We start from the raw sequence: 23019 nt of genomic DNA on the forward strand, positions 1-23019 counted from the left end.
AAGCGAAACAAATAAATATTGGCAGTACAGGCTGCCTGAAACTCAAAACATAAGTTAGGCAAACGAAATGGCAATTTACCAATCAGGCGTTATCTTTGAGGGCGTAAACACCGAAGAAAAAGGCTGCTGGACGCTCGCCGCCTACCAAGCGCGTGGCGGCTATCAAGCTCTACGCAAAATCTTAACCGAAAAAATCGCCCAAACCGACATCATTGACGAAATCAAAGCGTCAGGTTTGCGCGGACGTGGTGGCGCAGGTTTCCCAACTGGTTTGAAATGGAGCTTTATGCCGCGTTCATTCCCTGGTGCAAAATACGTTGTCTGCAACACGGACGAGGGCGAACCAGGGACATTCAAAGACCGCGACATCATTATGTTCAATCCGCATGCCCTGATTGAGGGCATGATTATCGCGGGCTACGCTATGGGCGCGGAAGCTGGTTACAACTATATTCACGGCGAAATTTTTGAAGGTTTTCAATTGTTTGAAAAAGCCTTGCAAGAAGCGCGTGATGCTGGCTTTTTAGGTAAAAATATTATGGGTAGCGAATTTTCATTTGAATTATTCGCGCACCACGGCTATGGCGCGTACATTTGCGGCGAAGAAACGGCTTTATTGGAATCGTTGGAGGGCAAAAAAGGTCAGCCACGTTTTAAACCGCCATTCCCTGCTTCTTTTGGTTTATACGGCAAGCCGACAACGATTAACAATACGGAGACGTTCGCGTCTGTGCCATTTATTATCCGCGATGGCGGCAAAACCTTTGCTGATAAAGGCATTGAAAGCGCAGGCGGTACGAAATTATTTTCTATTTCGGGACACGTTGAACGCCCAGGTAATTATGAAGTTGCGTTGGGTACGCCATTTTCGGAATTGCTGGCAATGGCTGGCGGTGTGCGCGGTGGCAAGAAATTGAAAGCGGTTATCCCAGGGGGTTCGTCTGCGCCTGTGTTGCCAGCCGATATTATGATGTCGTGCAATATGGATTACGACAGCATTGCGAAAGCAGGTTCTATGCTGGGTTCGGGCGCAGTGATTGTGATGGACGAAGATGTCTGCATGGTTAAAGCGTTGGAGCGTTTGGCGTATTTCTATCATGAAGAATCTTGCGGTCAATGTACGCCTTGCCGCGAAGGGACAGGCTGGCTGTATCGCGTGGTTCATCGTATTGCGACTGGTAAAGGTCGCCCTGATGATTTGGAATTGCTGGACAGCGTGGGCAACAATATGGCAGGGCGCACGATTTGCGCGTTGGCTGATGCGGCGGTGTTCCCTGTTCGCAGTTTTACCAAGCATTTCCGCGAAGAATTTGAGCATTACATTAAACACGGTAAGCCAATGAAAGAGCATAAGTGGGGCGATTGGTGATTTTTCAGGCAGCCTGCACATTAAAATAATGAATTAAATTCAAAATTAAACGCTTTGTAGGTTGGCTCTCTGAGCCGACATTTTCAGCAAATAACGCTGCCTGAAAATCTTGTCGGCTTTGAAAGCCGACCTATGAATGATAAGAAAATATTTAAATTTTAAATAAGAACGTAACTAGGAAGAACCATGTTACAAATCCAAATAGACGGCAAACAGATTGAAGTTCAACAAGGCGCAACCGTAATGGAAGCGGCGCATGAATTGGGAACGTATATTCCCCATTTCTGTTATCACAAAAAATTATCCATTGCTGCCAACTGCCGTATGTGCTTGGTGGAAGTAGAAAAAGCCCCTAAACCTTTGCCTGCGTGTGCGACACCCGTAACCGATGGCATGGTGGTACACACGCATTCTGCCAAAGCGAAACAGGCGCAAGAAGGCGTAATGGAATTTTTGTTGATTAACCACCCATTAGATTGCCCCATTTGCGACCAAGCTGGCGAATGCCATTTGCAAGATTTGGCAATGGGCTATGGCAAATCTGCCAGCCGCTACGAAGAAGAAAAACGCTCGGTAGTCGGCAAGGACATGGGTCCGCTTGTATCGGCGGAAGAGATGAGCCGTTGTATTCACTGTACGCGCTGCGTTCGTTTTACCGAAGAAATCGCAGGCGAGCAGGAAATCGGCATGGCTAATCGTGGTGAATTTTCGCAAATCATGCCGTTTATTGGTAAAGCGGTGGAAACGGAATTGTCGGGCAATGTGATTGATTTGTGTCCTGTGGGTGCATTGACGAGCAAGCCATTCCGTTACGATGCGCGTTCTTGGGAATTGTCGCGCCGTAAATCGGTGTCGGCACACGATTCTTTGGGTTCAAATATCATTGTGCAAACCAAAGAACACACGGTTCGCCGCGTGTTGCCGTTAGAAAATGAAGCGATTAACGAGTGTTGGATTTCTGACCGCGACCGTTTTAGCTACGAAGGTTTGTATCACGAAAGCCGTTTGAAAACGCCAAAAATCAAACACGGCGGCGAATGGAAAGATGTGGATTGGACAACGGCTTTGGAATACGTCCGCCATACTTTGGAATGTATCGGCAAGGAAGACGGCAAAGAACAAATCGGTATTTGGGCGAACCCAATGAATACGGTTGAAGAGTTGTATTTAACCAAAAAATTGGCAAATGGCTTGGGTATTCAAAATACTACGGCGCGTTTGCGTGAAAACGACAGCCGTCTTTCAGGCAGCTTGAAAGGGGCGCAATGGTTGGGGCAAAGCATTGAGCAACTGGCGGCGTGTGATGCGGTGTTGGTGGTGGGCGCGAATTTGCGTAAAGAACAGCCATTATTAACGGCTCGTTTGCGCCGTGCCGCAAAAAATGGCATGGCGTTGAGTGTGGTGTCTGCCAATCGTGAAGCCTTGCATATGCCTTTGTTGGCGCAAGAAATTTTGCACCCAAATGAATGGGTTAATTATTTGAATAACCTGCCTGAAAGCGTTTCAGGCAGCCTGCACAATGCGAAAACCGCAGCGATTGTGCTGGGTGCTGATGTGCAAAATCATCATGATTACGCTGGCATTTATGCGGCGGCGCAAAAATTAGCGGAAAAAACAGGTGCGACTTTGGGCGTGTTGCCACAGGCGGCAAACAGCGTGGGCGCAGACGTGTTGGCATTCAATCAAGCCAATGTGGGCGATATGTTGGTTAATCCGAAAAAAGCTGTTTTGTTGATGAATGTTGAGCCTGATGTTGATGTATTGGGCGGCACACAAGCGGTTGCCGCGCTGAAAAAAGCAGGCAGCGTGTTGGCGTTTAGCGCGTACGAAAGCGAAACGCTGTTGGACGTGGCGGACGTGTTGTTGCCAATCGCGCCATTTACCGAAACATCGGGCAGCTTTATCAATATGGAAGGGCGTTTGCAATCATTCCATGGCGTTGTGAAAGGTTATGCCGACAGCCGTCCATTGTGGAAAATTTTGCGCGTGTTGGGCAATTTGTTTGAATTGCAAGGTTTTGAATTTGAAACCAGCGAGCAAGTTTTGGCGGAAGCGTTGGGTAATATCAACGCGCTGCCTGAAAAATTAGGCAATCACAGCACATGGTCAGGCAATGCCGTTTCAGGCAGCCTGCACAAGATTGTGCGCGTGGGCGGCGTAGGCATTTACGAAACTGACCCGATTGTGCGCCGTGCCGTGTCGTTGCAACAAACCAACCACGCTGCCACACCAAGCGCACAAGCCAATACGATTACTTTGGCGCAATTTGGTTTGGTTGATGGCGATGTTGCCATTGCCACGCAAAATGGCGAGCGTGTGAATGTGTTGGTTAAAGCCGATAACACGCTGCCTGAAAACGTGGTTTACTTGCCACATCACAGCAGCAATGCCGCATTGGGCGGATTGATGAACAGCATTGAATTAGTGAGGGCTTAATCATGCAAGAATGGTTTCAAACCCTGTTTGCGACAACACTCGGCTTGGACGAAATGGGCGCAACAATCGGCTTAATCGTGGCGATTTTGGTTAAGATTGTGTTGATTTTATTGCCATTGATTTTGACGGTTGCGTATTTGACTTATTTTGAACGCAAAGTAATTGGTTTTATGCAGTTGCGTACAGGTCCGAATGTGGTTGGACCGTATGGCTTGATTCAGCCGTTTGCGGACGTGTTGAAATTGCTGTTCAAAGAAGTAACGCGCCCGAACACATCAAATAAATACCTGTTTTACATCGGACCGATGTTGTCGCTTGCGCCGTCTTTTGCGGCTTGGGCGGTGATTCCGTTTAACGATGAATGGGTGCTGACCAATGTGGACGCAGGTTTGCTGTACATTTTGATGATTACATCGTTGTCGGTGTACGGCGTGATTATTGCAGGTTGGGCGAGTAACTCAAAATACGCGATGTTGGGTGCAATGCGTTCTTCGGCGCAAACGATTTCTTATGAAATTGCCATGTCAGCCGCTTTGGTGTGTGTGATTATGGTTTCAGGCAGCCTGAATTTTAAAGAAATCGTTGCAGCACAAGCGACAGGGATTGCAGGCGGTTCAATTTTCTCGTGGAACTGGTTTACCTTATTTCCAGCATTTTTGGTTTACCTGATTTCTGCTGTGGCGGAAACAAACCGCGCACCGTTTGACGTGGCGGAAGGCGAATCGGAAATTGTGGCAGGTTTCCATGTGGAATATTCGGGTTTTGCGTTTGCCTTGTTTTTCTTGGCTGAATACATTTTCATGATTTTGATTGGTGCGCTGACTGCCATTATGTTTTTGGGCGGTTGGTTGTCGCCATTCCCACAAAGTTGGGGTGCGATTGGTGCGCCGAGTGCGTTTTGGATGTTTGCGAAAATGGCGTTTGTGTTGTACGGTTATTTGTGGATTCGTGCGACATTCCCACGCTATCGCTATGACCAAATCATGCGTTTGGGTTGGAAAATTTTGATTCCAATTGGTTTTATTTGCATTGCGGCTTTGGCGGCTTGGATGGTTTCGCCATTGAGTTTGTGGAAATAATTTCAGGCAGCCTGAAAATATATATAGGGTTGTAGGTTGGGTCTTGACTCAACATTGCAGGCTGCTTCTAAAAAATTATGTTGGGTTGCCATTCAACCTATACAAAGCAGCCTGCACTTTTCAGGCAGCCTGAAAGAAAATAATTTGATATGAAACCGATTTCTGATTTAACCGAATTGCTGCGTTCCATGCAGCCTGTACTCAATGACGGCGCGTATTATTTTGTTACGCTGCCCGAAAACTGCGATTTACCGCTAACCGACACAGTCGCCACAATCCGCGAGCGTGAAGGTTTATCGGTTGTGATTGGCGAAGAAATCGCATTGGCGCGTGGTTTGCAAAATGATTTCCGTGCGGCATGGATTACGCTGAATGCGTATTCGGATTTGGCGGTGGTGGGCTTGACGGCGGCATTTGCCAAAGCGTTGGGTCAAGTTGGCATTAGCTGCAATGTGGTGGCTGGCAATTTGCATGACCATATTTTTGTGCCGTATGAACAAGCGGATTTAGCCATGCAAACTTTATTGGCGTTGCAACAAAATGGTGTGCAGGCTGCCTGAAAATTTCAAATATGATAATCGCAGCCGCTTTCAGGCTGCCTGAAACCCAGTTTTCTAAATAAAAAACTATCCACATCAAAAGGGTAGGGAACGAATTATGGCAAATTTTGTAAAAACCTTTTTATTAGGCGAATTAGTCAAAGGCATGGGCGTTACGCTCAAAAACTTTTTCGCGCGTAAAGACACGATTTATTTCCCCGAAGAAAAAACCCCGCAATCGGTGCGATTTCGCGGTCTGCATGCCCAACGTCGTTATCCCAATGGCGAGGAGCGTTGCATTGCCTGCAAATTATGCGAAGCGGTTTGCCCTGCCATGGCAATCAATATTGAAAGTGAACAACGCGAAGACGGCACACGCCGCACCACGCGCTACGATATTGATTTAACCAAATGTATTTTCTGCGGATTTTGCGAAGAAGCCTGCCCAACTGACGCGATTGTGGAAACCCATATTTTTGAATATCACGGCGAGAAAAAAGGCGATTTGCACATGACCAAACCTATCCTGTTGGCAATCGGCGACAAATACGAAGCCGAAATCGCGAAACGCAAAGCGGCTGACGCGCCATATCGTTAATTAAGGGGCAAATAATGACTTTTTCATTGGTACTATTTTATATGTTTGCCGCGATTATTTTGTACGGCGCGTTGCAAACGGTTACGGCTAAAAACCCTGTTCATGCGACTTTGCATTTGGTGCTGACGTTTTGCGTGAGCGCGATGATGTGGTTGTTGATGCAAGCGGAATTTTTGGGCATTACCCTTGTGGTGGTGTACGTTGGCGCGGTAATGGTGCTGTTCCTGTTTGTCGTGATGATGTTGAATATTGACGCGGAAGAAATGCGTAAGGGCTTTTGGCGACACGCACCTGCGGCTTTGACGGTGGGCGTGCTGATGGCGGCGGTGTTGATTGCGGTGTTGGTTGCGCCTGATACCGCATTGAATCAATTTGGTTTGATGAAAGATATTCCTGCCGATTACAGTAATGTGCGTGATTTGGGCAAACAGCTTTACACGACTTATGTGTGGCAATTTGAATTGGCGGCGGTGTTGCTCGTGTTGGGTATGGTGGCGGCGATCGCGCTGGTTCATCGCAAATCTACCAATCCGAAACGCATTGACCCTGCCGACCAAGTGAAAGTAAACGCAGCCGAAGGGCGTATGCGTATGGTGAAAATGGAAAGCGCGGTACAAGTACCACAAACGCAGCCTGAAAACACGGAAGAGAGTAAAGCATGATTACGATTACACATTATTTGGTGCTGGCGGCTTTGTTATTTGGCATTAGCGCGATGGGCATTTACATGAACCGCAAAAATGTGTTGGTGTTGCTGATGTCTATCGAATTGATGTTGCTGGCGGTGAATTTTAACTTTATCGCGTTTTCGCAATATTTGGGCGACACAGCTGGACAGATTTTTGTGTTTTTTGTCTTAACTGTTGCAGCTGCGGAGAGCGCGATTGGCTTGGCGATTATGGTGCTGGTATTCCGTAACCGACAAACAATTAATGTGGCAGATTTGAATTCGTTGAAAGGTTGAGTTATGAAACCATGGGCAACAAAAGACGTTTTGCACAAAATTCATTCAGATAATTGGAGTGGTGCGGAAGCAGCAGCCTTGAATGATTGGTTTAATCGTACTTCATTAGACGAAATTAAGCATTTAGATGTACCTATTTTACAAGAGTTGGTGCAATTATTAGGTATGCCGATTGAATATCCATCTATTTCTGTAGATAAGTTAGATGATTTGCGGATTTATATTAATGAGCAAATGGATAAATTATTACAACAAGATGATATACGTTCTATGCTGATTAGGTTACGTGATAGATGAATTATTTAACACAAGCAGATTTAATCAAATTACATAATAGAGTGATTAGTGTTTCAGGTGGTTTGGTAGGTATGCGTGATGTTGCAATTTTAGATAGTATTTTATCGCATATGCAAAATGATGAATATTATCCAGATTTTTTTGCAAAACTGAGCCATCTAATTTTTTCTATTAACAAAATGCATGCTTTTAATGATGGCAATAAACGAACGTCTATTATGGCTGGTGTTCAATTTTTACTGATAAATGGTTATCCATTTGAGAGAGTGGAAAAATTTGCAATTAGTATGGAAGATATTGCTGTTGAAATTGCAGAGAATAAAATTAGTAAAGAAAAATTAAAAATTTTAATAAAGTTGATGCTATCACGGTGATAATTGGCAATTTCAGGCAGCCTGAAAAACGTTTTTTAAATTAAAAGGTTCACTTAAATGAACGATATGACTTTATATTTAACCATTGCTTTAGCTCCCCTAGTTGGTTGTTTGTTGGCGGGCTTGTTTGGCAACCAAATTGGCAGACGCGGCGCACACTCGGCAACGATTACAGGTGTGGCGATTTCCGCGCTGTTGTCGGCGTATGTGCTGTACGGCTTTGCCACGGGTAGCCGCGCTAAGTTTGACGAAAACGTGTACACATGGCTCACGATGGGCGGCGTGGACTTTTCGGTCGGCTTTCTCGTGGACAGCTTAACCGCCATGATGATGGTCGTGGTAACGTCTGTGTCGCTGATGGTACACATCTACACCATCGGTTATATGCACGATGAAGAAGTGGGTTATCAACGCTTTTTCAGCTATATTTCTCTGTTCACATTCAGTATGTTAATGCTGATTATGTCCAATAACTTCATTCAACTGTTTTTCGGTTGGGAAGCGGTGGGCTTGGTGTCGTACCTGCTGATTGGTTTCTATTTCAAACGCGACAGCGCGATTTTCGCCAACTTGAAAGCATTTTTGGTGAACCGTGTCGGCGACTTTGGCTTTTTGCTCGGCATCGGTTTGGTGCTGGCGTATTTCGGTGGCAGCCTGCGTTATGCAGACGTGTTCGCCTATTTGCCAAACGTGGCGGGCATTCAGTTTCTCGGCACGGATTTGATTACGGTAACTTGTTTGCTGCTGTTTGTCGGTGCGATGGGTAAATCGGCGCAATTTCCGTTGCACGTTTGGCTGCCTGATTCTATGGAAGGTCCGACCCCGATTTCTGCGTTAATCCACGCGGCAACCATGGTTACGGCTGGTTTATTTATGGTTTCGCGTATGTCGCCCATGTACGAAATGAGTACGATTGCGTTGAGCTTTATCATGATTATTGGCGCGATTACTGCGCTGTTTATGGGCTTCCTTGGCACAATCCAAAACGATATTAAGCGCGTGATTGCGTATTCAACCTTGTCGCAACTGGGTTACATGACGGTGGCTTTGGGCGTGTCGGCGTATTCAATCGCCATGTTCCATGTGATGACACACGCATTCTTTAAAGCCTTGCTGTTCTTGGCGGCAGGTAGCGTGATTATCGGTATGCACCACGACCAAGATATGCGCCACATGGGTAATTTGCGTAAATATATGCCAATTACTTGGATTACGATGTTGTTGGGTAATTTATCGTTGATTGGTACGCCGTTTTTCTCTGGTTTCTATTCAAAAGACAGCATTATTGAAGCGGTACACGCGAGTAATTTGACAGGTAGTGGTTTCGCGTATTTCGCGGTGTTGGCGAGCGTGTTTGTTACGGCGTTTTATGCGTTCCGTCAATACTTTATCGTATTTCACGGCAGAGAGCGTTGGCGCGAAATTGAACATCATCACGATGAACACCACGATGACGCACATCATCACGGTTTGGGCAAAAACGACAATCCGCACGAAAGCCCATGGGTGGTTACATTCCCATTGATTTTCTTGGCGATTCCGTCTGTGATTATTGGCGCATTGACGATTAAACCTTTGTTGTATGGTGATTTCTTTAAAGACGTGATTTATGTGAACCACGAAGCGCACCCTGTGATGCACGAAATGGCGCAAGAGTTCCATGGCGTGTTTGGCATGGTTACGCATAGTTTGGTGTCGCCTGTGTTGTATTTGGCGATTGCTGGCGTGGCGGCGGCTTGGTTCTTGTATGTGAAAGCACCGCACTTGCCTGCGAAAATTCAGGCAGCCTGCAAACCCATTTATACTTTGTTGGACAACAAATATTATTTAGACGTGATTTATTTCAATGTGTTTGCCAAAGGCAGCCGCGCATTGGGTAACTTCTTTTGGAAAGTGGGCGATACCATGATTATTGATAACGGTATCGTAAACGGCTCGGCAAAAGTAGTTGGCGCAATCGCCGCGCAAGTCCGCAAAGCGCAAACAGGTTTCATCTACACTTACGCGGCTGTGATGGTGTTTGGCGTGTTGGTGTTGATTGTGGCGTTTTTCTGGAATTTGTGGTTTAAGTGATGATGTGATTTTTCAGGCAGCCTGAAAATAAATGAAAAAGCAGCCTGCATATTTTTGATAAAGGTTTAATAATGGCTAATTTATATGTCAGCAGTAAAAAAATTATCAATTTGCTTGGTAATCAAAATATGCAGGAAAAATATTTCATCATTCCTGAATATCAACGTCCTTACCGTTGGACAACAGAAAAATGCGAAATTTTGTGGGCGGATATTGTAGATTTTCGTCAATCTATTGCGGATAAAAATGCTGAATATTTTTTGGGAACGATTGTGGTTTGCCAAAATGAAGATGGCAATTTTGAAGTCATTGATGGACAACAGCGTTTAACTTCGTTGCTTTTGTTATTGCGAGCGTTTTATTACGTTTTGGAAAATGCAGAAACCAAAGATGATGTTGTGAAATCATTGATGAACAAAATTGCGCCTTGTATTTGGGACGTTGATACCTTGACATCAAAAGTTACCGATAAATCGGCTATTCGTTTGCATACGCAAGTGGCGACTGAAACAGACAATGATGTTTTACATCAAATTTTGGCTGACGGCACAATATCAGCAGATAACGCTTCTGCTTATGCCAAAAACTATTTGTATTTTTTGGATAAATGCCAAAATTACGCTAAAAATAATCCGACAGATTGGAATTATTTGTGTTTAACCATTTTAAATAATTGCATTTTGTTACCGATTGAAAGCGACAATTTAGAAAACGCATTGACCATTTTTTCTACATTAAATGACCGTGGAATGCCGTTATCCGATGCCGATATTTTTAAAGCGCAACTTTATAAGATGACGGAAGATAAGCCATTTTTTGTAGAACAATGGAAAGAATTGGTTGAAGTGGCGGATAGAGCAAAAATCTCTGTTGATGATGTATTCCGTTATTATTCCCATGTTTTACGCGCTCAAAATGAGACAACAGATAAAGAAATTGGTTTGCGCCGTTTTTATACTGAAAATCGGTATGAGAAATTAAAAAATAATAATTTAGTCAATCAGTTAATTGATTTGGCACATTTTTGGGATAATTTAAATAATATCCAAGTATTAAAAGATATTGAGCATTCTCATTTTATCAATCTTGACGCTGCGAAATGGTTGCAATGTTTGAATGCTTATCCTAATGAATTTTGGAAATATGCTATTAGTGTATTTTTCATTAAAAATCAGCATAGCGCAACATTAAAAGATGATTTGGCAAAATTATTAAAACAATTAACCGCATTTTTATATGCAAAATTTTTGATTTCGCCAACAGTAACAAGCATTAAAGATGATATTTACAAGGCTTGTGTAACCATTATTCAAGGTAATGAATTGGTATTGCCACAGGTTAATCCTATGCCAGTACATTATGAGCAAAATACAGGGCGTGTTACCAAAGGTTTGTTGATGATTCATGCTTATTTATTTGATGAAAAGCAAACTTTGTTGCCTAATAAAATTGAAATTGAGCATATTTTTCCAAGAAAATGGCAAGACACCAACTATAACGGTTGGAATATCAATGATGCAAAACAACATTTAGAACAGCTTGGCAATAAAATTATTTTTGAAAAATTATTGAATATTCAGGCAGGTAATGGTTATTTTGGTAAGAAAAAAGAACATTACAAACAATCTGTTATTTTAGAAGTACAGCGATTGTGTGATGAACATTCAAATGATTGGTTAAAAGACGATATTACACAGCGACAAGAACAAATTATTCAACGATTAGATAAATTTTTTTGTCAAAGGTAAATTTTATTTCAGGCAGCCTGAAAACCATTTCAACAAAGATTTAATTAAATAGAGAAAACAGGTTAATACAATGTTTTTCAATAACTTACTCAGCTTGGCAATTTGGGTGCCAATTTTAGCAGGTGTGCTGGTGCTGGCAACGGGTACAGATAGCCGCGCCCCGCTTGCGCGTATTCTTGCCTTGATTGGTGCGGTGGCGGGATTTTTGGTAACGCTGCCCCTGTTTACCCACTTTGACCGTGCAAACGCTGGCTATCAATTTACCGAATTACACGCATGGATTCCTGCGCTCAATCTGAATTACGCGCTGGGCGTGGACGGCATTTCCGTGTTGTTTGTGATTCTGAATGCCTTTATTACGCTTATGGTTGTATTGGCAGGCTGGGAAGTGATTCAAAAACGCCCTGCACAATACATGGCGGCGTTTCTGATTATGTCAGGTTTGATTAACGGCGCATTTGCAGCACAAGATGCGATTTTGTTCTATGTCTTCTTTGAAGCGATGTTGATTCCGTTGTACCTGATTGTCGGTATGTGGGGTGGTCCGCGCCGTGTGTATGCAGCAATGAAATTGTTTTTATACACATTGTTGGGTTCGTTGTTGATGTTGGTGGCGTTGATTTACTTGGGCGCACAAGCCAATAGTTTTGCCATTACCGATTTGCAAAATCTGAAACAAATCCCAATGGGCGTACAACAACTGGTGTTTATCGCGTTTTTCTTATCGTTTGCGGTGAAAGTGCCGATGTTCCCTGTACACACTTGGCTGCCTGACGCGCACGTTGAAGCCCCAACTGGCGGTTCTATGGTGTTGGCGGCGATTACGTTGAAAATTGGTGCATACGGTTTCTTGCGCTTTGTGTTGCCGATTGTGCCTGACGCATCGCGTTATTTTGCGCCAGTTATCATCGTGTTGAGCTTGATTGCGGTAATTTACATCGGCATGGTGGCGTTGGTGCAAACCGACATGAAAAAATTGGTGGCGTATTCGTCTATCAGCCACATGGGTTTTGTAACGCTGGGCATTTTCCTGTTTAGCGGACTGTTTTCAGGCAACCCTTTGGGTGAATTGAACGCGTGGGGCTTGAAAGGCGCGATTATCCAAATGATTTCGCATGGTTTTGTGTCTGCCGCGATGTTTATGTGTATTGGCGTGATGTACGACCGTTTGCACACGCGTAACATTGCCGATTATGGCGGTGTCGTGAATGTGATGCCGAAATTTGCGGCGTTTATGATGTTGTTTGGTATGGCGAATGCAGGTCTGCCAGCGACTTCGGGTTTCGTGGGCGAATTTATGGTGATTATGGGCGCGGTAGAAGTGAATTTGTGGATTGGCGCGTTGGCTGCCTTAACGCTGATTTACGGCGCGTCTTACACGCTGTGGATGTACAAACGCACGATTTTCGGCGAAGTCACGAATCCACACGTTGCGGAAATGAAAGACATTAATTGCCGTGAATTTGCGATTTTGGCGATTTTGGCGGCGGCGGTTTTGGGCATGGGTTTGTATCCCGAAGCGTTTATCGCGGTGGTGCATCAAGCTGCGGATAATTTGATTGCCCAAGTGGCACAAAGCAAGATTTGAGGTGTTGAATGAACTGGAATTGGACTGAATTGAATTTGAGTGCTGCCACGCCTGAAATCGTGTTGCTAACAGGTTTGTTTGTGGTGCTGCTGGCGGATTTGTGGGTTAAGGACGAAGACCGTTACATTACGCATTATTTAAGTATTATCACGATGATTGCGGCGGCTTTTGGACAGTTGGCGGTGTGGTCGGCTGAACCTGTGTTGGCGTTTAATGGCATGTATGTGGCGGACGGTGTGTCGCAGTTGGCAAAATTGGCGGTGTATTTGGGTACGGCGATGTTGTTTGTCTATGCCAAACCGTACAACCAAGCATGTGGTATGTTCCGTGGCGAATATTACACGTTGGCGATGTTTGCGGCGGCGGGCATGAGTGTAATGATTAGTTCATCGCATTTCTTGTCGGCTTATGTGGGTTTGGAATTGCTGTCGTTGTCGCTGTACGCGATGATTGCGTTGCGCCGTGATTCGGCAGAAGCGGCGGAAGCGGCATTGAAATATTTTGTATTGGGTGCGTTGGCATCGGGCATTTTGTTGTACGGTATTTCAATGGTTTACGGCGCAACAGGCAGCCTGCAATTTGCGGAAATTTTACAGGCAGCGCAAATCGGTCAAGTGAATGGCTGGTTGTTGAAATTAGGCGTATTGTTTATTGTGGCAGCGGTGGCGTTTAAATTTGGTGCTGTGCCGTTCCACATGTGGGTGCCTGATGTGTATCAAGGTGCGCCTACTTCGGTGGCGGCGTTTATTGGTTCTGTGCCAAAAATTGCGGCAACTGTGTTTGCATTCCGTATTTTGGTAACAGGTTTGGTGTTGCAAAAAGGCGATTGGCAGTTGATGTTTGCTGGTTTGGCGGTGTTGTCGTTGTTGGTGGGGAACTTGGCAGCGATTATGCAAACCAATATTAAACGTATGTTTGCGTTTTCTACCATTTCGCACATGGGTTTTATTTTGTTGGCGTTTTTGGGTGGCGTGATTGGTATTCAGGCAGCCATTTATTATGCGGTGGCGTATATTGTGATGAGCTTGGCTGGTTTTGGCGTGTTGATGTTGATTAGCCGGGCTGGGCATGAATGCGAAAACATTAGCGATTTGGCTGGCTTAAACCAACGCAATGCTTGGTACGCGCTGGTGATGTTGTTGGTACTGTTTAGCATGGCAGGCATTCCGCCATTGATGGGCTTTTATGCGAAATTTGCGGTATTGAAAGCCTTGGTGGTGTCTAGTTTCCCAATGGCGACTGTGTTGGCTGTGTTTGCGGTGATGATGTCGCTGATTGGCGCGTTCTACTACTTGCGCGTGGTTAAGACGATGTATTTTGACGATAAAACAAGCGATGAGCCTTTGAGCGATGACTTGCCAATGAAATTGTTGCTGTCGGCAAATGCCTTGTTATTGTTGATTTGGGGTATGTTCCCAAGCACACTAACCGTTTGGATTCAAACCACAGTAGAACAGCTGATGTAATCAAAGTGCAGGCTGCTTTTTCGGTAAAAAAGCAGCCTGCACTCTATTTGGAGTAAAAGAAGTATGACTGCTTCCATGTACACTTTATTGCTTTTGACTTTAATCTTGGCGAATTTGCCCTTTTTAACCCAACGCGCATTCGGTTTTATCGCCTTGTCCAAAAAAGGCATAGGCTTACACCTGCTGGAATTGGGTACAGGCTTTTTGCTGACAGCGGTTCTGGCGTATGTTTTGGAACAGCGCACAGGTTCGGTTCACGCACAAGGCTGGCAGTTTTATGCCGTGGTTGTGTGCTTGTATTTGGTTGCCGCGTTCCCCGCCTTTGTTTGGCGATATTTTTGGCACGGGCGTAATAAAGAATAAGTAGCTATTTACAAAGCAGCCTGCACTTTCTGTTTAACAAAAAGTGCAGGCTGCTTTTTCATACATCCGATTTATTTATGCTCGTCAATCTTACAAACAAAATGATAAGCGTTGATTTCAAAACCATGCTGGAAATAAACACGATGCGCCACCGTGCGTTCGCTGCTCACATTGCTATCAACGTGTAATTGTGGGATACCATTTTCTTGCGCGATTTTATGCACTTCCGCCAACAAGCGACCCGCATAACCGCGTTTGCGACTTTGTGGCACGGTAACAAAATCATCAATATGCAAATGGCGACCGCTAACCAAATTAGTTTCTTCGCGGAAGCCACACACCGCCACCGCATTGGTTTTACCTTCTTCAAAAATACCAATCAAGCGATAACCCTGTGCGCGTTGTACTTTATTGACTTGCTCCACAAAACGGTTGATGTCGGTCAACATCGGGCGCAACACGCTCAATGCAGCAAAAGCCGTTGCTGTTTCGTGTGGCATGATTTCGCGCAACACAAAATTTTCTTGCACTTCCACTTCGGCTGGCGCGGTTGGTTCGGCGATTTCAGTTGCTGGGGTGGTTTCGGCGTTTTGTGCTGGCGATTCGGTTTTTTCGTTGTTGGCTGATTCAGCTTCGGGCGCGTTTTCGGTGGCAGGCATAAAATCCACGCCACGCATAATGCGTAAATCGTTGTCGGCAGCAAAGTCCATCAAAAAACGGAACATGCTGGGGTTCAGTGTTTCCAATGTCGCATCAATGGCAACGCAGCGAACTTTGTCAATTAAAATCGGGTGAACCAATTCGTTGTAACGCAAGCGGTGATCTTTGTTGAAAGACGACAAAATGCCGCATAAACGCTCTGCCCAGTCGCTTGGGCGGAAAACTTTTCCATTGCTGGTTGTGCCGTGGATAATGATTTCGTCTGCTTGAATAAAAGACATATCGCGCATTCCGTTGGTGGTTGCAAAATGGCGCGATTATACCTGTAATGTAAAGAATAAGGCAAAAAGAAAAACCGCTTGATTAAGCAATCAAGCGGTAAATATTTGGTTGCGGGAGTAGGATTTGAACCTACGACCTTCGGGTTATGAGCCCGACGAGCTACCATGCTGCTCCATCCCGCGTCAGAATTTGGGCATTATGCCGTTGATTTTTGCGCGTGTCAAGCGAAATAGCGTAAAATAAATCCAAATAGAAAAAAGAAAGCGGTTTTATGTGGTGTGTTTACTTGATTTGGTGTGCGAATAATAGTCTGTATTGTGGCATCACCAATCATGTGGCGCGGCGTTGGCGGGCGCACAGTTTGGGCAAAGCAGCGCGTTATACCAAAATGCACCGTGCGATGGAAATGCGTGTGGTGGCGTGTTGTTTGACACGTTCGGAAGCCAGTCAGTTGGAACACGCGCTCAAACAAAAAACACGTACCGAAAAATTGGCGATTTGGAATAGCGCAAAAGTGCAGGCTGCTTTTGTAGAGTAATAAATAGGATAAACATGAAATTATTATTGGTACGCCTATCCAGCATGGGCGATTTAATTCACACTTTGCCTGCGATTAGCGATGTGGCAAAGCACCGCCCCGATGTGGAATTGTCGTGGCTGTGCGAATCGGATTTTGCCGATATTGCGCGATTGCATCCGTTTGTGCAGCACGTTTACACGATGTCGTGGCGACGTTGGCGCAAAGCGTTGTGGCAAGGCGGCACTTGGCGCGCAATGGCAGCGTTGAAGCAAACCATGCAGGCTGCTTCGTTTGATGCGGTGCTGGATAGTCAAGGCTTGCTCAAATCCGTGTTTTTTGCCAAGTGGGCAAACGCGCCTATTTGGGGCTTGGATACGCAATCGGCACGAGAATCGCTGGCAGCGCATTTTTATACGCAAACCTATGCCGTCAAAAAAGGCGAAGACGCGGTATGGCGCAATCGTCAATTATTCGCGCAGGCTTTGGGTTATGTAGCGGACGGTGCGCCCGATTTTGGCGTGCGAGTGCCAAATATAGAACAAAGCAGCCTGCACTTGCCCGATGCGTATCATGTGGCTCTGCATGCAACCAGTCGCGATAGCAAATTGTGGGCGATAGAAAATTGGCAAGCCCTGTGGCGCAAACAGCACGAACAAGACGGTTTGCCTGTGTTGCTACCGTGGGGCAACGATGCCGAAAAACACCGCGCCGAGCAAATCGCTCAAACCTTGCCGTTTGCCCAAGTTTGCCCACGCATGACTTTATTGCAGGCTGCTTTTTGCTTGAATCTAGCGACTAGCGTGGTGGGCGTGGATACAGGTTTGCTGCATCTGGCAAATGCCGTGAATCGCCCGTTGGTTGGCATTTACACCGATAGCGACCCAATCAAAACAGGCGTACAACCTTCGTCATGGGCGATGAACGTGGGCGGCATCGGACAAATGCCCAGCGTAGAAGAAGTGTGGCAAGCTTTAAACAAAGTGCAGGCTGCTTTTTTTATAGTGAAATAAAATCGCAATAAGACGGTGTTGCCAACTCCCTTATGTACTAGATGTACACGGCGGTCGTTGTCGCCTTGTCCTAATTTTTATTTCATTTCACCATACACCAAACCCAATCATCAAAATGAAAAAAATCAACGAAAAACACCAAAACCAAATCCGCATAACAGGCGGACAGTTACGCGGCAGAAAAATCCAATTCCCCAGCGCAGACGGATTGCGCCCCACGCCCGACAGCGTGCGCGAACGACTATTCAACTGGCTAGGGCAAGACTTAACAGGGCAAATCGTGCTGGATTTGTTTGCAGGAAGCGGCGCATTGGGCTTTGAAAGCGCATCACGCCACGCCAAACAAGTAGAAATGTGCGAAATCCACAAAGCCGCCGTGCAAAACCTACGCCACTACGCCGCCCAATTTCAAGTCAGCGAGCAAGTGCATATCCACACGCAAGACGGTTTGCGGTTTTTGCAGCAAGCCCCTTGTTTGTTTGATTTAGTGCTGCTAGACCCACCATTTGCGTGGCAAGATTGGGCGATTTTGTGGACAAGATTGCAGCCTAAACTCAACGAAGACGCACTCATCTATGTAGAAGCAGGCACATTACCCGACTTGCCGACTTGGTTGGCTATAGAAAAACAAAGCAAAGCAGGGCAAAGCCAATACCAGCTCTTGCGTTATCTAAATCAAGAATAATAAATATTCTCAAAGTGTTAAAAATTCCAATGCAGGCTGCTTGTAAAACAAAACATGCTATAATTTCGCGCTTTTAAAATTTTGATGACGAGAGGCGATTATGACCTTATTTATTACAGACGAATGCATCAACTGCGATGTGTGCGAACCAGAATGCCCCAACGATGCGATTTCACAAGGCGAAGAGATTTACGAAATCAACCCCAATTTGTGTACGCAGTGTGTTGGGCATTATGACGAGCCACAATGTCAGCAAGTTTGCCCAGTAGATTGCATCTTGATTGACGAAGAGCATCCAGAAACGCACGACGAATTAATGAACAAATATTACAAAATTGTCGCAGAAAAATAATAAACAAAAATAATCGTTTAAAAAATAAACGGCACAAAACACTTGACCGAATGAGATAGAGATTATATAGTTTGGTCTCTCTTTAGGTGGGATTCCCGAGCGGCCAAAGGGGGCAGACTGTAAATCTGTTGCGTGAGCTTCGAAGGTTCGAATCCTTCTCCCACCACCATAATTCATTTTTGGAGCAGAGATATAAGCGGGTGTAGCTCAATGGTAGAGCAGAAGCCTTCCAAGCTTACGGTGAGGGTTCGATTCCCTTCACCCGCTCCAAGATTTTAAATAGCTACAATTTGTTTTCGGATTGTAGCTATAAAAATAAGCCCATGTAGCTCAGGGGTAGAGCACTCCCTTGGTAAGGGAGAGGCCGGCAGTTCAAATCTGCCCATGGGCACCAAGCTGATTATTGCTATTTTTTGATAACTCACTTTTAATGAATAGGAATTTGCCATGGCAAAGGAAAAATTTGAACGCACGAAACCGCACGTAAACGTAGGTACAATCGGTCACGTTGACCATGGTAAAACCACTTTGACTGCGGCTTTGACAACTATTTTGGCTGAACGCTTTGGCGGTACTGCAAAAGCCTACGACCAAATTGACGCAGCTCCAGAAGAAAAAGCTCGCGGTATTACCATTAACACTGCTCACGTTGAATACGAAACTGAAACTCGCCACTACGCACACGTAGACTGCCCAGGTCACGCGGACTATGTGAAAAACATGATTACTGGTGCGGCACAAATGGACGGCGCAATCTTGGTATGTTCAGCAGCTGACGGTCCTATGCCACAAACTCGCGAACACATCTTGTTGGCTCGCCAAGTAGGTGTACCTTATATCATCGTATTCATGAACAAATGCGACATGGTCGATGATGCTGAGTTGTTGGAATTGGTTGAAATGGAAATCCGTGACTTGTTGTCTAGCTACGATTTTCCAGGCGACGATTGCCCAATCGTTCAAGGTTCTGCATTGCGTGCATTGGAAGGCGACGCTGCATACAAAGAAAAAATCTTTGAATTGGCTGCTGCTTTGGATAGCTACATTCCTACTCCAGAACGTGCTGTTGATAAACCATTCTTGTTGCCAATCGAAGATGTATTCTCTATCTCTGGTCGTGGTACAGTAGTTACTGGTCGTGTAGAGCGCGGTATCATCAAAGTAGGCGAAGAGATTGAAATCGTTGGTTTGAAAGACACGCAAAAAACCACTTGTACTGGCGTGGAAATGTTCCGCAAATTGTTGGACGAAGGTCAAGCTGGTGATAACGTTGGTGTATTATTGCGTGGTACGAAGCGTGAAGACGTTGAACGTGGTCAGGTATTGGCTAAACCAGGTTCTATCACTCCGCACACTAAATTTGAAGCTGAAGTGTATGTGTTGAGCAAAGAAGAAGGTGGCCGTCATACGCCATTCTTCGCTAACTACCGCCCACAATTCTACTTCCGTACGACTGACGTAACTGGTGCAGTTACTTTGTCTGAGGGTGTGGAAATGGTTATGCCAGGCGAAAACGTGAAAATCACTGTTGAGTTGATTGCACCTATCGCTATGGAAAACGGTTTGCGTTTTGCGATTCGTGAAGGTGGTCGTACCGTTGGTGCGGGCGTTGTGGCTAACGTGATTGCTTAATCGCTAAAAATTAAAGGTCAATAGCTCAATTGGTAGAGTATCGGTCTCCAAAACCGAGGGTTGTAGGTTCGAGACCTACTTGGCCTGCCATATCAAAAACTAACCAAGTGGAAAGCTTGGTTAGTTTTTTCTTGTATATACGGATTATTTAAATAGTACGAAAAGAGGTGTATCGTGAGTCAAAAAACAGAGCATGAGCAAGAAAGCGGATTTAGATTATTCCGATATATTAAGGAATCATTTAAAGAATTCAAAAAAGTTGTATGGTCCAAGCGTAATGATGCGGTGCAGATTACAATTTTTGTGATTGTATTTGTCATTATTTTTGCTTTATTTATTTTTGGCGTAGATACAATCATTGCTAAATTATTTGGTTATTTAAACGGATATTAACGAGTGGGAGAGAGTGGTATGGCAAAAAGATGGTACGTAGTACAGGCTTATTCGGGCTTTGAAAAAAATGTGCAAAAAACATTAAAAGAACGCATTGCTCGCGAAGGTATGGAAGATTATTTCGGACGTATTTTGGTGCCTGTGGAAGAAGTGGTAGATGTAAAAAATGGTCGGCGCAATATTTCGGAGCGCAAGTTTTTCCCTGGTTATGTGTTGGTTGAAATGGAAATGACCGACAGCTCTTGGCACTTGGTAAAAAGCACGCCAAGGGTAAATGGTTTTATTGGTGGTACATTGCACCGGCCTTTGCCTATCACGCAAAAAGAAGTGGATATCATGATGGAACAAGTGGGTGGTAAGAGTGAAGAGGGTGGATATAAAAAACCTAAGCCACGTGTGGAGTTTGATATTGGACAGCAAATTCGTGTTGTAGCTGGGCCCTTTGCAGATACCAATGGTACAGTTGAGCATGTGGATTATGAGCGAAATAAATTGCGCGTAAATGTACAAATTTTTGGTCGCGAAACGCCTGTTGAATTGGAATTTGGGCAGGTTGAAAAAATCGTCTAAATGGCAAAAGCAGCCTGCATTTTGATTTTGCTTGTAAAAATAAAAAATCTTGGCTATAATCGATAGCTTAATTTTTGGGGAGCAGAATGGTTCTGCGTTATACCCGTTTTTTGGAGTCTTGAAACATGGCAAAGAAAGTCATTGGCTACATCAAACTGCAAATTCCTGCAGGTAAAGCCAACCCATCACCACCAGTTGGCCCAGCTTTGGGTCAGCGTGGTTTGAATATTATGGAATTTTGTAAAGCATTTAACGCAGCAACTCAAGGTATTGAACCTGGTTTGCCAACACCTGTAGTCATTACAGCGTATGCGGATAAATCTTTCACATTCGTATTGAAAACACCTCCTGCCTCTATCTTGTTGAAAAAAGCAGCAGGCATTAAAAGTGGTAGCTCTAACCCATTGACTAATAAGGTGGGTACAGTAACACGCGCTCAATTAGAAGAAATTGCAAAAACTAAGCAGCCTGATTTGACTGCTGCTGATTTGGATGCAGCTGTACGCACAATCGCTGGTTCTGCACGTTCTATGGGCTTGAATACTGAAGGAGTGGTGTAATGGCTAAAATCTCTAAACGCTTAAAAGCAATCCGCGCAACTGTTGAAGCTAACAAATTGTACGCGATTGACGAAGCCATTGCTTTGGTAAAAAAAGCAGCAATTGCAAAATTTGACGAATCAGTTGATGTATCTTTCAACTTGGGTGTAGACCCACGTAAATCTGACCAAGTTATTCGTGGTTCTGTTGTATTGCCAAAAGGTACTGGTAAAACCACTCGCGTAGCTGTATTCACGCAAGGCGCGAATGCTGAAGCAGCTAAAGTGGCTGGTGCAGATATCGTTGGTTTTGAAGATTTGGCTGAAGAAATCAAAAAAGGTAACATGGACTTTGACGTAGTGATTGCTTCTCCTGATGCAATGCGTATCGTTGGTCAATTGGGTACCATCTTGGGTCCACGTGGTTTAATGCCAAATCCTAAAGTAGGTACTGTTACTCCTAATGTGGCTGAAGCAGTTAAAAATGCTAAAGCAGGTCAAGTTCAATACCGCACTGATAAAGCAGGTATTATCCACGCTACAATCGGTCGCGCTTCTTTCGCTGAAGCGGATTTGAAAGAGAACTTTGATGCGTTGTTGGATGCTTTGGTAAAAGCAAAACCTGCTGCTGCTAAAGGTCAATACTTGAAAAAAATCGCAGTATCTAGCACTATGGGCTTAGGTGTTCGTGTTGATACTTCAAGTGTAAACAACTAAGAATCTTTCAGGCAGCCTGAAAATGGCTGCTTGGAACTGGGCTACTTAAATAAAATTAAGTAGATGTCCAAGACCGTAGGGAACGCAAGTTTTAAAAATCACCCTACGCAGACGGTAGTCCTGAAAATAATCATTTTAATACAAAATGTCTAATCAGGTTGCCGCGCTGGTGGGTAGTCTATTTTGGGCTATCTGAATTTAAACAGTGGGAGGTAGACCTTGAGTCTCAATATTGAAACCAAGAAAGCAGCCGTAGAAGAGATTAACGCAGCTATTGCGAACGCTCAAACTATGGTGGTTGCTGAATATCGCGGTATCAGTGTTGCAAGCATGACTGAACTTCGCGCTAATGCTCGTAAAGAAGGCGTATACTTACGCGTTTTGAAAAACACATTGGCTCGTCGAGCAGTTGAAGGAACTTCTTTTGCTGGCTTAGCTGACCAAATGGTTGGTCCATTGGTTTACGCTGCATCTGAAGATGCCGTAGCTGCCGCAAAAGTGCTGCACCAATTCGCGAAAAAAGATGATAAAATCGTAATCAAAGCTGGTTCTTACAACGGTGAAGTGTTAAATGTTGTTCAGGTAACTGAGTTGGCATCTATCCCAAGCCGCGAAGAATTGTTGTCAAAATTGTTGTTCGTTATGCAATCGCCTGTTTCAGGCTTTGCGCGTGCATTGGCAGCCTTGGCAGAGAAAAAAGAAAGCGAAAACGCTTAATTTTTCCACGATTTTATCCGTTTGAAATTTTATATTTAAATCAATATTT

The 23019-nt window shown here is 44.7% G+C and carries 25 protein-coding genes and 5 tRNA genes; 28 read left to right on the plus strand and 2 right to left on the minus strand.

Annotated elements, in window-relative coordinates; all coding sequences use genetic code 11:
* Positions 1–67 precede the first annotated feature (67 nt).
* The 14 genes from nuoF to DQN52_RS02740 all read left to right on the plus strand — a co-directional run bounded on the left by nuoF (position 68) and on the right by DQN52_RS02740 (position 14894).
* Positions 68–1369 (plus strand): NADH-quinone oxidoreductase subunit NuoF, encoded by a 1302-nt coding sequence (nuoF, locus tag DQN52_RS02675; RefSeq protein ID WP_003787987.1) that lies wholly within the window; start codon positions 68–70, stop codon positions 1367–1369.
* Positions 1370–1555: 186 nt separating this feature from the next.
* Positions 1556–3805 (plus strand): NADH-quinone oxidoreductase subunit NuoG, encoded by a 2250-nt coding sequence (nuoG, locus tag DQN52_RS02680; RefSeq protein WP_003787984.1) that lies wholly within the window; start codon positions 1556–1558, stop codon positions 3803–3805.
* Between the two features lie 2 nt (positions 3806–3807).
* A complete protein-coding gene (nuoH, locus tag DQN52_RS02685) occupies positions 3808–4884 on the plus strand; it encodes an NADH-quinone oxidoreductase subunit NuoH (protein WP_003787982.1) in 1077 nt (358 codons plus the stop codon).
* A gap of 149 nt (positions 4885–5033) precedes the next feature.
* Positions 5034–5444: an ACT domain-containing protein gene (locus tag DQN52_RS02690; protein ID WP_003787979.1), complete on the plus strand. Its 411-nt coding sequence runs from the start codon at positions 5034–5036 to the stop codon at positions 5442–5444.
* A 97-nt stretch (positions 5445–5541) separates the two neighbouring features.
* A complete protein-coding gene (nuoI, locus tag DQN52_RS02695; protein WP_003787977.1) occupies positions 5542–6021 on the plus strand; it encodes an NADH-quinone oxidoreductase subunit NuoI in 480 nt (159 codons plus the stop codon).
* Between the two features lie 14 nt (positions 6022–6035).
* On the plus strand, positions 6036–6683 hold the full coding sequence (locus DQN52_RS02700) for an NADH-quinone oxidoreductase subunit J (RefSeq protein ID WP_003787974.1): 648 nt from the start codon (positions 6036–6038) through the stop codon (positions 6681–6683).
* Positions 6680–6985, plus strand: coding sequence for an NADH-quinone oxidoreductase subunit NuoK (gene nuoK / locus DQN52_RS02705; RefSeq protein ID WP_003787972.1), 306 nt, complete (start codon positions 6680–6682; stop codon positions 6983–6985). Before DQN52_RS02700 ends, nuoK begins: the two co-directional genes overlap by 4 nt.
* A gap of 3 nt (positions 6986–6988) precedes the next feature.
* Positions 6989–7282 (plus strand): hypothetical protein, encoded by a 294-nt coding sequence (locus tag DQN52_RS02710; RefSeq protein WP_003787971.1) that lies wholly within the window; start codon positions 6989–6991, stop codon positions 7280–7282.
* Positions 7279–7656 (plus strand): type II toxin-antitoxin system death-on-curing family toxin, encoded by a 378-nt coding sequence (locus DQN52_RS02715; protein ID WP_003787968.1) that lies wholly within the window; start codon positions 7279–7281, stop codon positions 7654–7656. Before DQN52_RS02710 ends, DQN52_RS02715 begins: the two co-directional genes overlap by 4 nt.
* A 57-nt stretch (positions 7657–7713) precedes the next feature.
* Positions 7714–9729, plus strand: coding sequence for an NADH-quinone oxidoreductase subunit L (gene nuoL, locus DQN52_RS02720; protein ID WP_003787966.1), 2016 nt, complete (start codon positions 7714–7716; stop codon positions 9727–9729).
* A 71-nt stretch (positions 9730–9800) separates the two neighbouring features.
* Complete coding sequence (locus DQN52_RS02725; protein ID WP_003787965.1) at positions 9801–11477, plus strand: DUF262 domain-containing protein; 1677 nt, start codon at positions 9801–9803, stop codon at positions 11475–11477.
* Between the two features lie 70 nt (positions 11478–11547).
* A complete protein-coding gene (locus DQN52_RS02730; RefSeq protein WP_003787963.1) occupies positions 11548–13065 on the plus strand; it encodes an NADH-quinone oxidoreductase subunit M in 1518 nt (505 codons plus the stop codon).
* Between the two features lie 8 nt (positions 13066–13073).
* On the plus strand, positions 13074–14531 hold the full coding sequence (gene nuoN / locus DQN52_RS02735) for an NADH-quinone oxidoreductase subunit NuoN (protein ID WP_003787960.1): 1458 nt from the start codon (positions 13074–13076) through the stop codon (positions 14529–14531).
* Between the two features lie 63 nt (positions 14532–14594).
* Entirely contained in the window at positions 14595–14894 is a 300-nt protein-coding gene (locus DQN52_RS02740; protein ID WP_003787958.1) for a DUF2818 family protein, read from the plus strand.
* A gap of 71 nt (positions 14895–14965) precedes the next feature.
* On the opposite strand, the gene DQN52_RS02745 is transcribed toward DQN52_RS02740, so the two are convergent.
* Positions 14966–15835: a GNAT family N-acetyltransferase gene (locus DQN52_RS02745; protein WP_032133055.1), complete on the minus strand. Its 870-nt coding sequence runs from the start codon at positions 15833–15835 to the stop codon at positions 14966–14968.
* 106 nt (positions 15836–15941) lie between these two features.
* Positions 15942–16018: transfer RNA gene (locus DQN52_RS02750), tRNA-Met, on the minus strand.
* Positions 16019–16107: 89 nt separating this feature from the next.
* Here DQN52_RS02750 and DQN52_RS02755 point away from each other — a divergent pair.
* From DQN52_RS02755 to rplJ, 14 genes are all read left to right on the plus strand, one after another.
* Positions 16108–16374: a GIY-YIG nuclease family protein gene (locus DQN52_RS02755; RefSeq protein ID WP_003787955.1), complete on the plus strand. Its 267-nt coding sequence runs from the start codon at positions 16108–16110 to the stop codon at positions 16372–16374.
* A 14-nt stretch (positions 16375–16388) separates the two neighbouring features.
* Entirely contained in the window at positions 16389–17366 is a 978-nt protein-coding gene (waaC, locus tag DQN52_RS02760; protein ID WP_003787953.1) for a lipopolysaccharide heptosyltransferase I, read from the plus strand.
* Positions 17367–17481: 115 nt separating this feature from the next.
* Positions 17482–18051 carry a 16S rRNA (guanine(966)-N(2))-methyltransferase RsmD gene (gene rsmD, locus DQN52_RS02765; protein ID WP_003787950.1) on the plus strand — a complete coding sequence of 190 codons (570 nt, stop codon included), beginning with the start codon at positions 17482–17484 and terminating at the stop codon, positions 18049–18051.
* A 100-nt stretch (positions 18052–18151) separates the two neighbouring features.
* The gene (locus DQN52_RS02770) at positions 18152–18403 is read left to right on the plus strand and encodes a YfhL family 4Fe-4S dicluster ferredoxin (RefSeq protein WP_003787949.1); all 252 of its coding nucleotides are present in this window, start codon (positions 18152–18154) and stop codon (positions 18401–18403) included.
* 85 nt (positions 18404–18488) lie between these two features.
* Positions 18489–18572 (plus strand) — tRNA-Tyr (locus DQN52_RS02775).
* 27 nt (positions 18573–18599) lie between these two features.
* A tRNA-Gly gene (locus tag DQN52_RS02780) sits at positions 18600–18673 on the plus strand.
* Positions 18674–18722: 49 nt separating this feature from the next.
* Positions 18723–18797: transfer RNA gene (locus DQN52_RS02785), tRNA-Thr, on the plus strand.
* Positions 18798–18850: 53 nt separating this feature from the next.
* Positions 18851–20035: an elongation factor Tu gene (tuf, locus tag DQN52_RS02790; RefSeq protein WP_038302692.1), complete on the plus strand. Its 1185-nt coding sequence runs from the start codon at positions 18851–18853 to the stop codon at positions 20033–20035.
* Between the two features lie 14 nt (positions 20036–20049).
* Positions 20050–20125 (plus strand) — tRNA-Trp (locus tag DQN52_RS02795).
* Between the two features lie 84 nt (positions 20126–20209).
* Positions 20210–20428 (plus strand): preprotein translocase subunit SecE, encoded by a 219-nt coding sequence (gene secE / locus DQN52_RS02800; protein WP_003787947.1) that lies wholly within the window; start codon positions 20210–20212, stop codon positions 20426–20428.
* Between the two features lie 18 nt (positions 20429–20446).
* Positions 20447–20998, plus strand: coding sequence for a transcription termination/antitermination protein NusG (gene nusG / locus DQN52_RS02805; protein ID WP_003787944.1), 552 nt, complete (start codon positions 20447–20449; stop codon positions 20996–20998).
* Between the two features lie 125 nt (positions 20999–21123).
* Positions 21124–21558 carry a 50S ribosomal protein L11 gene (rplK, locus tag DQN52_RS02810; protein ID WP_003787941.1) on the plus strand — a complete coding sequence of 145 codons (435 nt, stop codon included), beginning with the start codon at positions 21124–21126 and terminating at the stop codon, positions 21556–21558.
* Positions 21558–22253: a 50S ribosomal protein L1 gene (gene rplA / locus DQN52_RS02815; RefSeq protein ID WP_003787938.1), complete on the plus strand. Its 696-nt coding sequence runs from the start codon at positions 21558–21560 to the stop codon at positions 22251–22253. The genes rplK and rplA overlap by 1 nt, the downstream gene beginning before the upstream one ends.
* A 219-nt stretch (positions 22254–22472) precedes the next feature.
* Positions 22473–22970, plus strand: a complete 498-nt coding sequence (gene rplJ / locus DQN52_RS02820; protein ID WP_003787936.1) for a 50S ribosomal protein L10 — start codon at positions 22473–22475, stop codon at positions 22968–22970.
* Positions 22971–23019: the final 49 nt, after the last annotated feature.

This window comes from Kingella kingae (genome assembly GCF_900475905.1).
GTDB classification, from domain to species: domain Bacteria; phylum Pseudomonadota; class Gammaproteobacteria; order Burkholderiales; family Neisseriaceae; genus Kingella; species Kingella kingae.